The 14984-nt window shown below is 66.1% G+C and carries 22 protein-coding genes; 20 read left to right on the top strand and 2 right to left on the bottom strand.

The window, feature by feature from the left end:
• Positions 1–10 precede the first annotated feature (10 nt).
• The 19 genes from rpsQ (at position 11) to G7B67_RS05200 (ending at position 11920) form a co-directional block, all read left to right on the top strand.
• Positions 11–274 carry a 30S ribosomal protein S17 gene (gene rpsQ, locus G7B67_RS05290; RefSeq protein ID WP_425482411.1) on the top strand — a complete coding sequence of 88 codons (264 nt, stop codon included), beginning with the start codon at positions 11–13 and terminating at the stop codon, positions 272–274.
• Between the two features lie 16 nt (positions 275–290).
• Positions 291–659, top strand: a complete 369-nt coding sequence (gene rplN, locus G7B67_RS05285) for a 50S ribosomal protein L14 (protein ID WP_159016396.1) — start codon at positions 291–293, stop codon at positions 657–659.
• A 66-nt stretch (positions 660–725) separates the two neighbouring features.
• Complete coding sequence (gene rplX, locus G7B67_RS05280; RefSeq protein ID WP_166209006.1) at positions 726–1034, top strand: 50S ribosomal protein L24; 309 nt, start codon at positions 726–728, stop codon at positions 1032–1034.
• Positions 1035–1074: 40 nt separating this feature from the next.
• Positions 1075–1617, top strand: coding sequence for a 50S ribosomal protein L5 (gene rplE, locus G7B67_RS05275; RefSeq protein WP_166209003.1), 543 nt, complete (start codon positions 1075–1077; stop codon positions 1615–1617).
• Between the two features lie 19 nt (positions 1618–1636).
• A complete protein-coding gene (gene rpsN, locus G7B67_RS05270; protein ID WP_166209000.1) occupies positions 1637–1942 on the top strand; it encodes a 30S ribosomal protein S14 in 306 nt (101 codons plus the stop codon).
• 91 nt (positions 1943–2033) lie between these two features.
• A complete protein-coding gene (rpsH, locus tag G7B67_RS05265) occupies positions 2034–2429 on the top strand; it encodes a 30S ribosomal protein S8 (RefSeq protein ID WP_166208997.1) in 396 nt (131 codons plus the stop codon).
• A 13-nt stretch (positions 2430–2442) separates the two neighbouring features.
• Positions 2443–2970, top strand: coding sequence for a 50S ribosomal protein L6 (gene rplF, locus G7B67_RS05260; RefSeq protein ID WP_166208994.1), 528 nt, complete (start codon positions 2443–2445; stop codon positions 2968–2970).
• A 61-nt stretch (positions 2971–3031) separates the two neighbouring features.
• A complete protein-coding gene (gene rplR, locus G7B67_RS05255) occupies positions 3032–3385 on the top strand; it encodes a 50S ribosomal protein L18 (protein ID WP_166208991.1) in 354 nt (117 codons plus the stop codon).
• 155 nt (positions 3386–3540) lie between these two features.
• On the top strand, positions 3541–4080 hold the full coding sequence (gene rpsE / locus G7B67_RS05250; protein ID WP_166208988.1) for a 30S ribosomal protein S5: 540 nt from the start codon (positions 3541–3543) through the stop codon (positions 4078–4080).
• Positions 4073–4276, top strand: a complete 204-nt coding sequence (rpmD, locus tag G7B67_RS05245; RefSeq protein WP_166208986.1) for a 50S ribosomal protein L30 — start codon at positions 4073–4075, stop codon at positions 4274–4276. Before rpsE ends, rpmD begins: the two co-directional genes overlap by 8 nt.
• 3 nt (positions 4277–4279) lie before the next feature.
• A complete protein-coding gene (gene rplO, locus G7B67_RS05240) occupies positions 4280–4732 on the top strand; it encodes a 50S ribosomal protein L15 (RefSeq protein ID WP_166208983.1) in 453 nt (150 codons plus the stop codon).
• Positions 4733–4739: 7 nt separating this feature from the next.
• Complete coding sequence (gene secY, locus G7B67_RS05235; RefSeq protein ID WP_166208980.1) at positions 4740–6104, top strand: preprotein translocase subunit SecY; 1365 nt, start codon at positions 4740–4742, stop codon at positions 6102–6104.
• Positions 6105–6429: 325 nt separating this feature from the next.
• Complete coding sequence (gene rpsM / locus G7B67_RS05230) at positions 6430–6786, top strand: 30S ribosomal protein S13 (RefSeq protein WP_166208978.1); 357 nt, start codon at positions 6430–6432, stop codon at positions 6784–6786.
• A 9-nt stretch (positions 6787–6795) separates the two neighbouring features.
• Entirely contained in the window at positions 6796–7188 is a 393-nt protein-coding gene (gene rpsK / locus G7B67_RS05225; RefSeq protein WP_166208975.1) for a 30S ribosomal protein S11, read from the top strand.
• A 14-nt stretch (positions 7189–7202) separates the two neighbouring features.
• Positions 7203–7835 carry a 30S ribosomal protein S4 gene (rpsD, locus tag G7B67_RS05220; protein ID WP_166208972.1) on the top strand — a complete coding sequence of 211 codons (633 nt, stop codon included), beginning with the start codon at positions 7203–7205 and terminating at the stop codon, positions 7833–7835.
• 52 nt (positions 7836–7887) lie between these two features.
• On the top strand, positions 7888–8886 hold the full coding sequence (locus tag G7B67_RS05215; RefSeq protein ID WP_166208969.1) for a DNA-directed RNA polymerase subunit alpha: 999 nt from the start codon (positions 7888–7890) through the stop codon (positions 8884–8886).
• A 234-nt stretch (positions 8887–9120) separates the two neighbouring features.
• Positions 9121–9495, top strand: a complete 375-nt coding sequence (gene rplQ, locus G7B67_RS05210; RefSeq protein WP_166208966.1) for a 50S ribosomal protein L17 — start codon at positions 9121–9123, stop codon at positions 9493–9495.
• A 439-nt stretch (positions 9496–9934) separates the two neighbouring features.
• Positions 9935–10447, top strand: a complete 513-nt coding sequence (locus tag G7B67_RS05205; protein WP_166208963.1) for a disulfide bond formation protein B — start codon at positions 9935–9937, stop codon at positions 10445–10447.
• A 78-nt stretch (positions 10448–10525) separates the two neighbouring features.
• Entirely contained in the window at positions 10526–11920 is a 1395-nt protein-coding gene (locus G7B67_RS05200; RefSeq protein WP_166208960.1) for a class II 3-deoxy-7-phosphoheptulonate synthase, read from the top strand.
• Between the two features lie 41 nt (positions 11921–11961).
• Here G7B67_RS05200 and G7B67_RS05195 read toward each other — a convergent pair whose 3' ends face one another.
• On the bottom strand, positions 11962–12504 hold the full coding sequence (locus G7B67_RS05195; protein WP_166208957.1) for a DUF2127 domain-containing protein: 543 nt from the start codon (positions 12502–12504) through the stop codon (positions 11962–11964).
• A gap of 53 nt (positions 12505–12557) precedes the next feature.
• On the bottom strand, positions 12558–14387 hold the full coding sequence (gene typA / locus G7B67_RS05190) for a translational GTPase TypA (protein ID WP_166208954.1): 1830 nt from the start codon (positions 14385–14387) through the stop codon (positions 12558–12560).
• 91 nt (positions 14388–14478) lie between these two features.
• Here typA and G7B67_RS05185 point away from each other — a divergent pair, with 91 nt between their 5' ends.
• Positions 14479–14973: a peptidylprolyl isomerase gene (locus G7B67_RS05185; RefSeq protein ID WP_166208951.1), complete on the top strand. Its 495-nt coding sequence runs from the start codon at positions 14479–14481 to the stop codon at positions 14971–14973.
• Positions 14974–14984 lie beyond the last annotated feature (11 nt).

Genomic DNA, 14984 nt, shown 5'->3' with positions numbered 1-14984 from the left:
GATGGCCGACATGATCGAAACGACAAAGAAGCTGCACACGGTCGAAGGCCGCGTCGTCAGCAACAAGATGGACAAGACGGTGACGGTGCTCGTCGAGCGCCAGGTCAAGCACGCGCTGTACGGCAAGTACATCCGCCGCTCGACCAAGCTGCACGCCCACGATGCCGACAACAGCTGCAACACCGGCGATGTCGTGCGCGTGGCCGAATGCGCGCCGATGTCCAAGACCAAGAACTGGCGCGTGGTCGAGATCCTCGCCCGCGCAGCCGAATAACGGGGAGGCCTGACTCATGATCCAGATGCAGAGCTACCTCGACGTCGCCGACAACTCGGGCGCCAAGGAACTGATGTGCATCAAGGTGCTCGGCGGCTCCAAGCGCCGTTACGCACACATTGGCGACATCATCAAGGTGACCGTCAAGGACGCGATCCCGCGCGGCAAGGTCAAAAAGGGCGACGTCTACGACGCCGTCGTGGTCCGCACCCGCAAGGGCGTGCGTCGCCCGGACGGTTCGCTGATCCGCTTCGACGGCAACGCCGCCGTGCTGCTGAACAACAAGCACGAGCCGATCGGCACGCGCATCTTCGGGCCTGTTACCCGTGAGCTGCGTTCCGAGAAGTTCATGAAGATCGTCTCGCTCGCACCCGAAGTGCTGTAGGGCGGGCCTTGGCCCGCCGCATGCCAATGATGGCGGGTTGAAACCCGCCCTACTGGGAATAAAGTTATGAATCGCATCAAGAAGGGTGACGAGGTGATCGTCACCGCCGGCAAGGACAAGGGCAAGCGCGGTGATGTCGTGCGCGTGATGGGCGACAAGGTCGTCGTCTCCAACGTCAACATCGTCAAGCGCCACACCAAGCCGAACCCGCAGGCCAACCAGCCGGGCGGCGTGATCGAGCGCGAAGCGCCGATCCATGCATCCAACGTGATGCTGTTCAACCCTGCCTCCGGCAAGGGCGAGCGCATCGCAACCAAGGTCCTCGAGAATGGAACCCGCCTGCGCGTGTTCCGCTCGAGCGGTGAAGCCGTCTGACGCCGAGCCCCTGGGCCCGGCTTCAGAAGAGGAATATGAAATGACGACCCGTCTGGAAGAGTTCTACAAGTCCGAAGTGGTGCCGAAGCTCATGGAGCGGTTCGGCTACACCAACCCGATGCAGGTCCCGCGCCTGACCAAGATCACGCTCAACATGGGCGTGGGCGAGGCGGCGACGAACAAGAAGATCCTGGAGAACGCGACCGCCGACATGGCGAAGATCGCGGGCCAGAAGCCGATCGTGACCAAGTCCCGCGTGTCGGTGGCTTCGTTCAAGATCCGCGACGGCTGGCCGATCGGCTGCAAGGTGACCCTGCGCCGCTCGAAGATGTTCGAGTTCCTCGATCGCCTGGTCAACGTGTCGCTGCCGCGCGTGCGCGACTTCCGCGGCGTGTCCGGGCGTTCGTTCGACGGCCGTGGCAACTACAACATGGGCGTGAAGGAGCAGATCATCTTCCCGGAGATCGACTTCGACCAGGTCGACGCGATCCGCGGCATGGACATCGCCATCACCACCACGGCGCGGACCAACGAGGAGGCCAAGGCCCTGCTCGAGGCCTTCCGCTTCCCGTTCCGCAACTGATCCCGAGAGGACGCACACAATGGCAAAGACCTCGATGGTCAACCGCGAGACGAAGCGCGCGAAGCTGGCGAAGAAGTTCGCCGCCCGCCGCGAAGCGCTGAAGAAGACCGTCAGCAGCCAGTCCGCGAGCTTCGAAGAGAAGATGGAAGCGGCGGTGAAGCTGCAGAAGCTGCCGCGCGACTCCTCGCCGGCGCGCCAGCGCAACCGTTGCGCCCTGACCGGCCGCTCGCGCGGCGTCTACAGCAAGTTCGGCCTGGGCCGCAACAAGCTGCGTGAAGCGACCATGCGCGGCGACGTTCCGGGCCTGCGCAAGGCGAGCTGGTAAGCAAATGTTCCATCCGTCGCGGCAGGTGTCGCGGCGGCCAATTCGAAATTCGCAATCCAGCGGATATCGGTGCACTCAAAGGTGACATTCAATGAGCATGACTGATCCCATCGCCGACATGTTCGTCCGCATTCGCAATGCGGCCGCGGTCGGCAAGCCGACGGTGTCGATGCCGTCGTCCAAGATCAAGGTGGCGATCGCCGGCGTCCTCAAGGACGAAGGCTACATCGCCGATTCGCGCGTGACCCAAGACGGCGCCAAGGCGCAACTGGAGATCGTGCTGAAGTATTACGAAGGCAAGCCGGTCATCGAGAAGCTGCAGCGCGTGTCGCGCTCGGGCCTGCGCCAGTACCGTGGCAAGGACGCGATCCCCAAGGTGCTCGGCGGTCTCGGCGTCGCCATCATTTCCACCTCCAAGGGCATCATGACCGACGTGCAGGCGCGCCAGCAGGGCGTCGGCGGCGAAGTCCTGTGCTTCGTGGCGTAAGGGAGTAACGATCATGTCCCGAGTTGCCAAAAAGCCGGTTGCGATCGCCAAGGGCGTCGAGATCAACGTCCAGGGCGGCACCGTCAACGTCAAGGGGCCGAAGGGCACCCTGTCGATCGCCAAGCCCGAGGGCGTGGACGTCGTCATCGAAAACGGCCAGGCGCAGATGTCGACCGCCGATGCGTCGCTGGTGCCGATGGCCGGTACCCTGCGCGCGATCCTCGCCAACATGGTGCAGGGCGTCTCCGAAGGCTTCGTGCGCAAGCTCGAGCTGGTTGGCGTCGGCTACCGCGCCTCGATGGCGGGTTCGGACCTGAACCTCGCGCTCGGGTTCTCGCACCCGGTGCTGTTCAAGGCCCCGGCCGGCATCACCATCACCACCCCGACGCAGACCGAGATCCTGGTCAGCGGCGCCGACAAGCAGCGCGTCGGCGAAGTGGCCGCGAAGATCCGTGGCTTCCGTCCGCCGGAGCCCTACAAGGGCAAGGGCGTTAAGTACGCCGGCGAAAACATCATCCGCAAGGAAGCCAAGAAGGCGTAATTCCGGGCGTCCAGCCACGCCAGGAACCAAACGCGTCCTTCAGCTTTCGGAGACCCAGACCATGCTCAAGAAAATTGCCCGCCTGCGCCGCGCCAAGTCCACCCGCGCGCACATCCGCGAACTCGGCGTGCCGCGCCTGTCGGTGCTGCGCACCGGCCAGCACCTGTACGCGCAGCTGTTCAGCGCCGATGGCTCCAAGGTGCTCGCCTCGGCCAGCACCACCCAGGCCGACGTGCGCGAAGGCCTGAAGAACGGCAAGAACACCGACGCCGCGACCAAGGTCGGCCGTGCGATCGCCGAAAAGGCCAAGGCCGCCGGTGTCGAGAAGGTCGCGTTCGACCGCTCCGGCTACCGCTACCACGGCCGCATCAAGGCGCTGGCCGATGCCGCGCGCGAAGGCGGCCTGCAGTTCTGATTGAAACATGGGGTTCCGGCCCCACCCAGCAGTACCTGCCGATGCGGGCCGCATCGGGCGACGTCGCCAGTTCTGGCGGCGGTCGAGGCACCAGCTCCACATCACAACCATAAGCGGCCACGCCGCAGATCCTCTTCAACCACGGAATCATTGATATGGCAGACGAACAACGTGCACCGCGGGGCCGCGATCGTGACCGCCGCGAGGAAGTCGACGATGGCATGGTCGAGAAGCTCATCGCGGTCAATCGCGTCAGCAAGACCGTCAAGGGCGGCCGCCAGTTCACCTTCACCGCGCTGACGGTGGTGGGCGACGGCGACGGCAAGGTCGGCTTCGGTTACGGCAAGGCGCGCGAAGTGCCGGTCGCGATCCAGAAGTCGATGGAACAGGCGCGCCGCGGCATGATGCGCGTCGAACTCAACAATGGCACCTTGTGGCACGCGGTGAAGTCGGGCCACGGCGCGGCTCGCGTGTTCATGATGCCGGCGTCCGAAGGTACCGGCGTCATCGCCGGTGGCGCGATGCGCGCCGTGCTCGAAGCAGTCGGCGTCAAGAACGTGCTGGCCAAGGCGGTGGGTTCGCGCAATCCGATCAACCTGGTGCGCGCCACCCTGCGCGGCCTGTCGGAAATGCACTCGCCATCCGCCATCGCGGCCAAGCGCGGCAAGAAGGTCGAGGATCTGAAACATGGCTAAGAACGAAAACGCTGCGAACACCGGCACCGTCAAGGTGCGCCTGGTGAAGGGCCTGCGCGGCTGCAAGGCAATCCATCGCCTGTCGGTCAAGGCGCTGGGCCTGGGCAAGTTGAACAGCGTGCGCGAACTCAAGGACAGCCCCCAGGTGCGCGGCCTGATCAACAAGGTGCATTACCTGGTACAGGTCGAGGACTAAGCCATGAAGATGAACACACTCAAGCCCGCCGACGGTGCGCGTCAGGATCGCAAGCGCGTCGGTCGCGGCATCGGTTCTGGCCTCGGCAAGACCGCAGGTCGCGGCCACAAGGGCTCGTTCGCGCGTAGCGGCAAGGGCAAGATCAAGGCCGGCTTCGAAGGCGGCCAGATGCCGATGCAGCGCCGGTTGCCGAAGATCGGCTTCCGCTCCAAGCGCGCGCTCGACGTCGCAGAAGTGCTGCTGTACCAGCTGGACAAGCTGGACGCCGGCACCATCGACTTCGCCGCGCTGCGCGCCGCCAAACTCGTGCCGAGCAGCGCCAAGCAGGCGAAGATCGTGAAGAAGGGCGACATCACCAAGAAGTTCGTGCTCAGCGGCCTGCTGGCCACGGCCGGCGCAAAGGCGGCGATCGAAGCCGCCGGCGGCAAGCTCGAAGCGGCCGCGGGCCAGGAGTAAGCAGCGCATGGCGCGAAGCGGCAATGCGACCGGCGCCCTCGGCGGCGCCGGCAAGTTCACCGAACTGCGACAGCGCCTGCTGTTCGTGGTCGGTGCGCTGATCGTCTATCGCCTGGGGTGCTACATCCCCGTCCCGGGCGTCAATCCCGAGGCGATGCTGCAGTTGATGGAGCAGCAGAAGGGCACCATCGTGGACATGTTCAACATGTTCTCCGGTGGCGCGCTGCAGCGCTTCAGCCTGTTCGCACTGAACGTCGTGCCGTACATCTCCTCCTCGATCATCATCCAGCTTTTGGTGCAGATCCTGCCCAGCATGAAGGCGATCCAGAAGGAAGGCGAATCCGGACGCCGCAAGATCACCCAGTGGGGCCGCATGGGTGCGATCCCGCTGGCGATCTTCCAGTCGGCCGGCATCGCGATCGCGCTGCAGAATTCCGGTGCCAGCAATGGCATCCCGGTGGTCTACACCCCTGGCATGGGTTTCGTGATGACCGCCGTGGTGGCGCTCACCGCCGGCACCATGTTCCTGATGTGGGTCGGTGAGCAGATCACCGAGCGCGGCGTCGGCAACGGCGTGTCGCTGATCATCTTCGCCGGCATCGTCGCCGGCCTGCCCGCCGCCGTGTTCGGCACGCTGGAGCAGGCGCGCAATGGCGACATCTCCGCGTTGTCGGTGATGGTGATCGCCGCGGTGGTGCTGCTGGCGACCTACTTCGTGGTGTTCGTCGAAAGCGGGCAGCGCCGGGTGACGGTCAATTACGCGCGCCGCCAGGGTGGCCGCAGCGCGTACATGAACCAGTCCTCGTTCCTGCCGCTCAAGCTCAACATGTCGGGCGTGATCCCGCCGATCTTCGCCTCATCGATCATCATGTTCCCGGCGACCGCGACCACCTGGTTCGGGCAGACCGGCAGCTCCAGCTTCCAGACCACGATGCAGAAGATCACCCAGTCGCTGTCGCCGGGCGAGCCGCTGCACATGATCCTGTACGCGGCGCTGATCGCGGGCTTCACGTTCTTCTACACCGCGCTGGTCTTCAACTCGCAGGAAACCGCCGACAACCTGAAGAAGTCCGGCGCGCTGATCCCGGGCATCCGTCCGGGCAAGGCGACCGCGGATTACATCGACCAGGTGCTCACGCGGCTGACGGCCGCCGGCGCGACCTACCTCGTGCTGGTCTGCCTGCTGCCGGAGCTGATGCGCAGCAAGCTCGGTGCCTCGTTCTACTTCGGCGGCACCTCGCTGCTGATCGTGGTGGTGGTGGTGATGGACTTCATCGCGCAGATCCAGGCGCACCTGATGTCGCACCAGTACGAGAGCCTGTTGAAGAAAGCCAACCTGAAGGGCGGTTCGCGCGGTCTGTCGCGCGGCTGAGCTTCAAAGGATTCACACGGTGTCGCCGGCGGAAGGCCGGCCACCAGGATGGGCGACCCGCGCGGCGGTCTCGAGCGTGGGTGGGTCAGGACCGTTCCGCGCGCCAGAGTAGCGCGCGGGGCAGGGCAGGACGGCAGGGCGCGCAAGCGTCCCGGCGCCAGGCCCCGCCAGTCCGGACCCGTCGCCGGAGCATGGGCACACTCCCCATGCCGGGTAGCGGTCCTCGGGGCCGGTACTTCCTAGTACGTCGAGATCCTGTTAAAATTTCCAGTTCACTCCGCCAAGCCCGTTGGGCTTGGCCGCCAACCGTTTGGAGAACCGCCTGATGGCGCGTATTGCCGGCGTCAACCTGCCTGCCCAGAAACAAGCCTGGGTCGGCCTGCAAAGCATTTTCGGCATCGGGCGGACCCGTTCCCGCCAGGTGTGCGAAGCCGCCGGCGTCTCGCCGGTGACCAAGATCCGCGACCTGTCCGAGCCCGAAGTCGAGCGCCTGCGCGCCGAGATCGGCAAGTTCGCGGTCGAGGGCGACCTGCGCCGTGAAGTCGGCGTCGCCATCAAGCGCCTGATGGACCTGGCCTGCTATCGCGGCCTGCGCCACCGCCGCGGCCTGCCGCTGCGCGGCCAGCGCACCCGGACCAACGCACGCACCCGCAAGGGTCCGCGCAAGGCCATCAAGAAGTAAGGAACCCACATGGCCAAGCCAGCAGCTGCGAAAGTCAAGAAGAAGATCAAGCGTGTCGTCACCGACGGCATCGCCCACGTCCACGCTTCGTTCAACAACACGATCATCACGATCACCGACCGCCAGGGCAACGCGCTCTCGTGGGCGACCTCGGGCGGCGCCGGTTTCCGCGGCTCGCGCAAGTCGACCCCGTTCGCCGCGCAGGTCGCCGCCGAGAAGGCCGGCAAGGTCGCACTCGACTACGGCGTGAAGTCGCTGGAAGTGCGGATCAAGGGCCCGGGCCCGGGTCGCGAATCGGCCGTGCGTTCGTTGAACAACGTCGGCTACAAGATCACCAACATCATCGACGTGACGCCCATCCCGCACAACGGATGCCGCCCGCCGAAGAAGCGTCGCGTCTAAGGGGGCGATAGAAAATGGCTCGTTACATCGGTCCCACCTGTAAGCTCGCCCGCCGCGAAGGCGCCGACCTCGGCCTGAAGTCGCCGGCGCGCGCGCTCGATTCCAAGTGCAAGCTGGAGCAGAAGCCCGGCCAGCACGGCGCCACCATGACCCGCAAGGGCAAGCTGTCGGACTACGCCACCCAGCTGCGCGAGAAGCAGAAGGTCAAGCGCATCTACGGCCTGCTGGAACGCCAGTTCCGCAATTACTACAAGAAGGCGTCGACCAAGAAGGGCAACACGGGTGAGAACCTGCTGCAGCTCCTGGAGACCCGGCTGGACAACGTGATCTACCGCATGGGTTTCGCGGTGACGCGTCCGGCCGCCCGCCAGCTGGTCAGCCACCGTGGCGTCACCGTCAACGGCAAGCCGGTCAACCTGCCTTCGTACGCCGTGAAGGCGGGCGACGCGATCGCGCTGTCCGAGCGCGCGCAGAAGCAGTTGCGCGTGCAGGAATCGCTGACCGTGTCGGCGCAGATGGACCTGTCGCCGGGCTGGGTCGAGGTCGATTCGAAGAAGTTCGCCGGCGTGTTCAAGGCCGTGCCGGATCGCGCCGACCTGCCTGCCGACATCAACGAAGCGCTGATCGTCGAGCTGTACTCGAAGTAATCCACAGCAATGGATTCCCGGTCCGCCGGGAATTCGCAGGAGACGCCCCACAATGACGGTTACCGCCAACCAAGTGCTGCGCCCGCGCGGCCCGCAGATCGAACGCCTCGCCGACAACCGCGCGAAGGTCGTGATCGAACCGCTGGAGCGCGGCTACGGCCACACCCTCGGCAATGCGCTGCGCCGCGTGCTGCTGTCCTCGATCCCGGGTTTTGCGATCACCGAGGTCGAGATCGACGGCGTGCTGCACGAATACACCACGGTCGAAGGCCTGCAGGAAGACGTGCTCGAGGTGCTGCTCAACCTCAAGGACATCGCCATCCGCATGGGCACCGGCGAAAGCTCGACCCTGAGCCTGGCCAAGCAGGGTCCCGGCGTGGTCACCGCCGGCGACATCAAGACCGACCACAACGTCGAGATCCTCAACCCGCAGCACGTCATCGCCCACCTGACCAAGGACACGGCGTTGAACATGCGGTTGAAGATCGAGCGCGGGTTCGGCTACCAGCCCGCCGCCGCCCGTCGCCGCCCGGATGAAGAAACCCGCGCGATCGGCCGCCTGATGATCGATGCCTCGTTCTCGCCGGTCCGCCGCGTCGCCTACGCGGTCGAATCCGCCCGCGTCGAGCAGCGCACCGACCTGGACAAGCTGGTCCTGGACATCGAGACCAACGGCACGATCGACGCCGAGGAAGCCGTGCGCACCGCCGCCGACATCCTCAGCGACCAGCTGTCGGTGTTCGGCGACTTCACCCACCGCGACCGCGGTGCGGCCAAGACCGTCGCCACCGGCGTCGACCCGGTGCTGCTGCGCCCGATCGACGACCTCGAGCTGACCGTGCGTTCGGCCAACTGCCTCAAGGCCGAGAGCATCTACTACATCGGCGACCTGATCCAGAAGACCGAAGTCGAGCTGCTCAAGACCCCGAACCTGGGCAAGAAGTCGCTCACCGAGATCAAGGAAGTCCTCGCCCAGCGTGGCCTGTCGCTCGGCATGAAGCTCGAGAACTGGCCGCCGGCCGGCATCGCCTCCCACGGGATGATGGGCTAAGCAAATCCTGGCATGCCGTGCGTTTCGGGCGACTGCCCGGTACGGCAAGCGGGAAAGGGAAGCCGCGATGGAAGTCGCGGCTTCCTCGTGACAAGGCAACACATCGCCGACGGGTCATAGACCCGCGGCGCGCCGGCCAGGATGGCCGGTCCGGACCAGCGCAGTCCACGTTCAACGCCACGAGGGCGACAGCGATCCCCAGCAGTTCCAGCATTCACACAGGAATCCAACGCCATGCGCCACCAGAAATCCGGACGCAAGTTCAGCCGCACCAGCGCACATCGCCAGGCGATGTTCGAGAACATGGCCGCGTCGCTGATCAAGCACGAACTGATCAAGACCACCCTGCCCAAGGCCAAGGAGCTGCGCCGCGTCGCCGAGCCGCTCATCACCCTGGGCAAGATCGACGGCGTCGCCAACCGCCGCCTCGCCTTCGCGCGCCTGCGCGACAAGCAGGCCGTCGGCAAGCTGTTCGTCGAACTCGGCCCGCGCTACCAGGCCCGCCCCGGCGGTTACCTGCGCATCCTCAAGTGCGGCTTCCGCGCCGGCGACAACGCGCCGATGGCGTATGTCGAGCTGGTCGATCGCCCCGAGGCGGCTGCCGAATAAGCGTGCCGCCATCGCAGTACACGACAGCCCCGGTTCGCGCCGGGGCTTTTGTTTTTGGGGTGGCACGCGATGCGCGGCATGCAGTGACCTGCTCCCCTGCCGGCATCGCGCGACTGCAACCTCCCTGCGGTGGAGCGCGCTGGCGTCCACGACCGAAGATTCCATCCTTGCCCGCCATCCCGGCGAAGGCCGGGATCCAGCGCCTTTGGTCGCTGCAGCAGCAAGGTTCAGGGGCCTCGGAAGCCCCGGTGACGCCGACGCCAAGGTTGCCCGAGGGTCCCCGGGTGCGCTTCGCTTGGCAGGGCTACGTTTTCGCGCCCGGCGACATCCGGCGTACAGGCGCAGGAACGCTGGCTGCCAGCAGTCGATACCGGCGCGATGGATGTCCTTTGCCGTGAAGCACGGCAGAATGCGGGTCTGCCCCTCGCTGGATCCTTCGGTGAATCCTTTCCGCATGACGTTCCGCGCCCAATGCCTGCTGGCCTTCGTCACCTGCGCAGGCCTGCTGGCGATCGCACTGACGCTGCAACTCAGGGGCGGCCTGGTCCCGTGCCCGCTGTGCATCTTCCAGCGCATCGCCTTCACCGCGACCGGCGTCCTTTTCCTCGTTGCCGGGCTGCATGCGCCGCGCGCACGGTGGGGGCAGCGCCTGTATGCGGCGCTGGCGTTGATCGCTGCCGGTGTCGGCGTCGGCATCGCCGGCCGCCATGTCTGGCTGCAGCACCTGCCGCCGGACCAGGTGCCGTCCTGTGGTCCGGGCCTGGATTACATGCGCGAACTGCTGCCGATGACCAGCGTGATCCGCAAGGTGCTGACGGGCTCGGGGGAGTGCGCGCGCGTGGACTGGACGTTGCTGGGCCTGTCGATGGCCGAATGGGGGCTGGTGTGGTTCGTGCTGCTGGCTTTGTGGGCCTCGTGGTTGCTGCTGCATCGCCAGCGCCTGGCCGCATGAGGGTGGGCCTGCGCCGCCGAGCGATTGCGGTGCAGGCGCGATCTGTCACGATGCAGATCGCTTTCGAACGTCGCAACCATGAACAGCACTGAACGCAACCTGCAGGCCGTGACGCTTCCGCAACACTGGGCGCTGGACAGCTGGCGCCAGCGGCCGGCGATGCAGCAGCCGATCTATCCCGACGCCGCCGCACTGGCCGAAGTGCAGGCGGAGTTGCATGCCTTGCCGCCGCTGGTCACGTCGTGGGAAATCCTGGCCCTCAAGCAGCAGCTGGCCGAGGCGCAGGAGGGCCGGCGCTTCCTGCTGCAGGGTGGCGATTGCGCGGAAAGCTTCCGCGAGTGCAGTTCGCAGGTGATCTCCAACCGGCTCAAGGTGCTGCTGCAGATGAGCCTGGTGCTGGTGCATGGCCTGCGCCTGCCGGTGGTGCGCGTGGGCCGCTTCGCCGGCCAGTACGCCAAACCGCGCTCGGCCGACAACGAAACGATCGATGGCGTGACGCTGCCGGTGTATCGCGGCGACATCGTCAATGCGCCGGAATTCACCGTCGGGGCGCGCACGCCCGACCCGCGCCGGATGATCAAGGCGCACGCGCGCTCGGCGATGACGATGAACTTCGTGCGCGCGTTGATCGACGGCGGCTTCGCCGACCTCCACCACCCGGAATACTGGGACCTGGGCTGGGTCGGGCATTCGCCGCTGGCTGACGAATACCAGCACATGGTGGCTGGCATCGGCGACGCGGTGCGCTTCATGGAGACGTTGTCCGGGTCGCAGGTACACAACCTCAACCGGGTCGACTTCTACACTTCGCACGAAGCGCTGCTGCTGCCCTACGAGGAAGCGCAGACGCGCGAAGTGCCGCGGCAGTGGGGCTGGTTCAACCTAGGCACGCACTTCCCGTGGATCGGCATGCGCACGGCCGCGCTCGACGGCGCCCATGTCGAATACATGCGTGGCATCCGCAACCCAGTCGCGCTCAAGGTCGGCCCGACGGTGACGCCGGACCAGCTGTTGCGGTTGGTCGACGTGCTCAACCCAGGCGACGAGCCGGGCCGGCTGACCCTGATCCATCGCATGGGCGCGGGCAACATCGCCGCGAAGCTGCCACCGTTGCTCGATGCCATCCGCAGCGAAGGCCGCCGCGTGCTGTGGATCTGCGATCCGATGCATGGCAACACCGAGACCACCGGCAACGGTTACAAGACGCGGCGCTTCGGCAACATCCGCAGCGAAGTGGAGCAGGCCTTCGAACTCCATGCCGCGGCCGGTACGCGGCTGGGCGGGGTGCACTTGGAGCTCACCGGCGAGGACGTGACCGAATGCCTGGGCGGTGCGCGTGAGCTCACCGAAACCGACCTGGCGCGCGCCTACCGTTCGGCGGTCGATCCACGCCTGAATTACGAGCAGGCGCTGGAGATCGCGATGCTGATCGTGCGCCAGCAGAACCGGCTCATGCCCGCGACCGCGGCCTGACGCCATGGCGGGTCAAGACCGGGCGACGAGCCCAGCGCGACTCAGAAACGGCGGCGCAGGATGTCGCGCGCCAGCACCCAGACCACGATCACGTTGAACACCAGCAGCGCCACCGTCGGCCAGCCGGGATGGCGGATCAGCGCGTACACGTCCAGCGGCAGGTACAGCGAGGCGGTGACGCAGCCCAGCCACGAGCCCCAGACGCGCGCGCGCCAGAGCCCCCAGGCTTCGAGCAGATGGAGGACGCCGTACATCGTTACCAGCGCCGCTGCCCAGTGCACCGCGCCCTGGCTGATCTTCTCGGCGAACAACGCCAGTGCGCCATGCTCCGGATCGAGCTCGAAGCGTGCGATGAGCACATGCACCCAGTGCTGCAGGGGCGTCGGGCCGAGGATCGCCAACCCGCTCGCCGCGAGGACGGCCAGGCCGCCCTTGATTCCTTCCACCAGCGCGATGATGTGCAGCCCCGGATGCGCATGCGGATCGGGGTTGTAGTGCGGGTGTGAAGGATCCAGGCGCGACGCGTCCGGGAAGGACTGGAGAACCGAAGGTTCTGGGCGCGATGGTCGGAGGCGGGGGCGCATGAGGCGCGCAGGCTAACCCGGCGCGCCCATCGGCGTCGACTGACGAAGCCGGGTCAGGCCGCCCGCGAGGCGCGCTTGCGATCGGTCTCGGTGAGGAACTTCTTGCGCAGCCGGATTTCCTTCGGCGTGACTTCCACCAGCTCGTCGTCCTCGATGAAGTCCAGCGCCTGCTCCAGCGTGTACTTGATCGCCGGCGTCAGCTTGATCGCATCGTCCTTGCCCGAAGCGCGCATGTTGGTCAGCGGCTTGGTCTTGATCGCATTCACCGTCAGGTCGTTGTCCTTGGAGTGGATGCCGATCAGCTGGCCCTCGTACACGTTGTCGCCTTCGGCGGCGAACAGCTTGCCGCGCTCTTCCAGCGGTCCGAGCGAATAGGCGGGGGTCACGCCCGGCGCATTGGCGATCATCACCCCGTTCTGGCGCTTGGCGATCGCGCCGGCTTCCTTCGGGCCGTAATGGTCGAACACGTGGAACAGCAGGCCCGAACCCTGGGTCAGGGTGCGGAACTCGTTCTGGAAGCCGATCAGGCCGCGCGCGGGAATCATGTAATCCAGGCGCACGCGACCTTTGCCGTCGGGTTCCATGTTCTTCAGCTGCGCCTTGCGGATGCCGAGCTTCTCCATCACGCCACCCTGGTGCTGCTCCTCGATGTCGACCACGAGCTGCTCGACCGGCTCCATCGGCTGGCCGTCGATTTCCTTGATGATGACCTCGGGGCGCGACACCGCCAGTTCGAACCCCTCGCGGCGCATCGTCTCGATCAGCACCGACAGGTGCAGCTCACCGCGGCCGGAGACCAGGAACTTGTCCGGATCCGAGCCTTCCTCGACCTTGAGCGCCACGTTGTGCAGCGTCTCGCGCTCCAGGCGCTCGCGCAGCTGGCGGCTGGTGAGGAACTTGCCGCCGCTGAGGTCCTTGTTGCCGGCGAACGGGGAATTGTTGACCTGGAAGGTCATGCTGATCGTCGGCTCGTCGACCGTCAGCGCGGGCAGCGCTTCCGGCGCATCGAGCGCGCAGATGGTGTCGGAGATGCTCAGGTCGGCGACGCCGGAGATGGCGATGATGTCGCCGGCCTCGGCCTCCGGAACCTCGATGCGTTCCAGGCCCAGGAAGCCCAGCACCTGCAGCACCTTGCCCTGGCGCTTCTTGCCGTGGCGGTCGACCACGCTCACCGGCATGTTGGTGCGGACCTTGCCGCGCTGGATGCGGCCGACGCCGATCAGGCCGACGAAGTTGTTGTAGTCCAGCTGGCTGATGCGCATCTGGAACGGGCCGTCCGGATCGACGGTGGGCGCATCGACGTGCTTCATGATCGCCTCGTACAGCGGCGTCATGTCGCCCGAGCGGGCGCTGTCGTCCAGGCTCGCGTAGCCATGCAGCGCGGACGCATAGACGATCGGGAAGTCAAGCTGCTCGTTGGTGGCGCCGAGCTTGTCGAACAGGTCGAACACCTGGTCGATCACCCAGTCCGGGCGCGCGCCGGGGCGGTCGATCTTGTTGACCACGACGATCGGCTTGAAACCCATCGCGAACGCCTTCTGGGTCACGAAGCGCGTCTGCGGCATCGGGCCGTCCATCGCATCGACCAGGATCAGCACCGAGTCGACCATCGACAGCACGCGCTCGACCTCGCCGCCGAAGTCGGCGTGCCCGGGCGTATCGACGATGTTGATGCGGTTGCCGTTCCAGTTGATGGCGGTGTTCTTGGACAGGATCGTGATGCCACGTTCCTTTTCCTGGTCGTTGCTGTCCATCATCCGTTCGGTGGTGACCACGCGTTCGTTGAAGGTGCCGGACTGCTTGAGCAGGCAGTCGACGAGCGTGGTCTTGCCATGGTCGACGTGGGCGACGATGGCGATGTTGCGGAGCTGTTCAATGGACATGCGGAAAGCGCACCAGGGCGGCGCGAAGGCTGGCAAGGAAGCCGGGTATTATAGCCGGTCCCGGCAGCCGCCGCTCTTGAGGACGCCCCCAATGTCCCTATACGCCAACTTCGATACCGACCGTGGCCCCGTCCGTGTCGAGCTCTACCCGGACAAGGCCCCGCTGACCGTCGCCAACTTCGTGAACCTGGCCAAACGCGGCTTCTACGACGGCCTGAACTTCCACCGGGTCATCAAGGATTTCATGGTCCAGGGCGGCTGCCCGCAGGGCACCGGCACCGGCGGCCCGGGCTACAAGTTCGAGGACGAGGCCAACAACGGCGTCCGCCATGAGCGCGGGGTGCTGTCGATGGCCAATGCCGGCCCCAACACCAACGGCAGCCAGTTCTTCATCACCCACGTCGCCACCCCGTGGCTGGACGGCAAGCACACGGTCTTCGGCAAGGTCGTCGATGGCCTGGACGTGGTGGACAAGGTCGCCCAGGGCGACAAGATCAAGTCGGTGAAGATCGAGGGCGATGCCGACGCCGCGCTGGCCGCCAAGGCCGACCGCGTCGCCGAGTGGAACAAGATCCTGGCCGCCTGAGCCGGGCCTGG

Source organism: Cognatiluteimonas telluris, assembly GCF_011320095.1.
GTDB lineage: Bacteria > Pseudomonadota > Gammaproteobacteria > Xanthomonadales > Xanthomonadaceae > Cognatiluteimonas > Cognatiluteimonas telluris.
The sequence above is the reverse complement of the archived record's forward strand: the minus strand, read 5'-3'. Positions and strand labels throughout refer to the sequence as shown.

What these genes read in the sequence shown, in the direction of transcription:
- rpsE (WP_166208988.1), top strand. Translation starts at nt 3,541, where the DNA reads ATGGCAGACGAACAACGTGCACCGCGGGGCCGCGATCGTGACCGCCGC.
- rplE (WP_166209003.1), top strand. Translation starts at nt 1,075, where the DNA reads ATGACGACCCGTCTGGAAGAGTTCTACAAGTCCGAAGTGGTGCCGAAG.
- rplN (WP_159016396.1), top strand. Translation starts at nt 291, where the DNA reads ATGATCCAGATGCAGAGCTACCTCGACGTCGCCGACAACTCGGGCGCC.
- G7B67_RS05195 (WP_166208957.1), bottom strand. Translation starts at nt 12,504, where the DNA reads ATGCGCCCCCGCCTCCGACCATCGCGCCCAGAACCTTCGGTTCTCCAG.
- rpsM (WP_166208978.1), top strand. Translation starts at nt 6,430, where the DNA reads ATGGCGCGTATTGCCGGCGTCAACCTGCCTGCCCAGAAACAAGCCTGG.
- rpsK (WP_166208975.1), top strand. Translation starts at nt 6,796, where the DNA reads ATGGCCAAGCCAGCAGCTGCGAAAGTCAAGAAGAAGATCAAGCGTGTC.
- secY (WP_166208980.1), top strand. Translation starts at nt 4,740, where the DNA reads ATGGCGCGAAGCGGCAATGCGACCGGCGCCCTCGGCGGCGCCGGCAAG.
- rplR (WP_166208991.1), top strand. Translation starts at nt 3,032, where the DNA reads ATGCTCAAGAAAATTGCCCGCCTGCGCCGCGCCAAGTCCACCCGCGCG.
- rpmD (WP_166208986.1), top strand. Translation starts at nt 4,073, where the DNA reads ATGGCTAAGAACGAAAACGCTGCGAACACCGGCACCGTCAAGGTGCGC.
- typA (WP_166208954.1), bottom strand. Translation starts at nt 14,387, where the DNA reads ATGTCCATTGAACAGCTCCGCAACATCGCCATCGTCGCCCACGTCGAC.
- rplQ (WP_166208966.1), top strand. Translation starts at nt 9,121, where the DNA reads ATGCGCCACCAGAAATCCGGACGCAAGTTCAGCCGCACCAGCGCACAT.
- G7B67_RS05185 (WP_166208951.1), top strand. Translation starts at nt 14,479, where the DNA reads ATGTCCCTATACGCCAACTTCGATACCGACCGTGGCCCCGTCCGTGTC.
- rplO (WP_166208983.1), top strand. Translation starts at nt 4,280, where the DNA reads ATGAAGATGAACACACTCAAGCCCGCCGACGGTGCGCGTCAGGATCGC.
- rplF (WP_166208994.1), top strand. Translation starts at nt 2,443, where the DNA reads ATGTCCCGAGTTGCCAAAAAGCCGGTTGCGATCGCCAAGGGCGTCGAG.
- G7B67_RS05215 (WP_166208969.1), top strand. Translation starts at nt 7,888, where the DNA reads ATGACGGTTACCGCCAACCAAGTGCTGCGCCCGCGCGGCCCGCAGATC.
- rplX (WP_166209006.1), top strand. Translation starts at nt 726, where the DNA reads ATGAATCGCATCAAGAAGGGTGACGAGGTGATCGTCACCGCCGGCAAG.
- rpsD (WP_166208972.1), top strand. Translation starts at nt 7,203, where the DNA reads ATGGCTCGTTACATCGGTCCCACCTGTAAGCTCGCCCGCCGCGAAGGC.
- rpsN (WP_166209000.1), top strand. Translation starts at nt 1,637, where the DNA reads ATGGCAAAGACCTCGATGGTCAACCGCGAGACGAAGCGCGCGAAGCTG.
- rpsQ (WP_425482411.1), top strand. Translation starts at nt 11, where the DNA reads ATGATCGAAACGACAAAGAAGCTGCACACGGTCGAAGGCCGCGTCGTC.
- G7B67_RS05200 (WP_166208960.1), top strand. Translation starts at nt 10,526, where the DNA reads ATGAACAGCACTGAACGCAACCTGCAGGCCGTGACGCTTCCGCAACAC.
- rpsH (WP_166208997.1), top strand. Translation starts at nt 2,034, where the DNA reads ATGAGCATGACTGATCCCATCGCCGACATGTTCGTCCGCATTCGCAAT.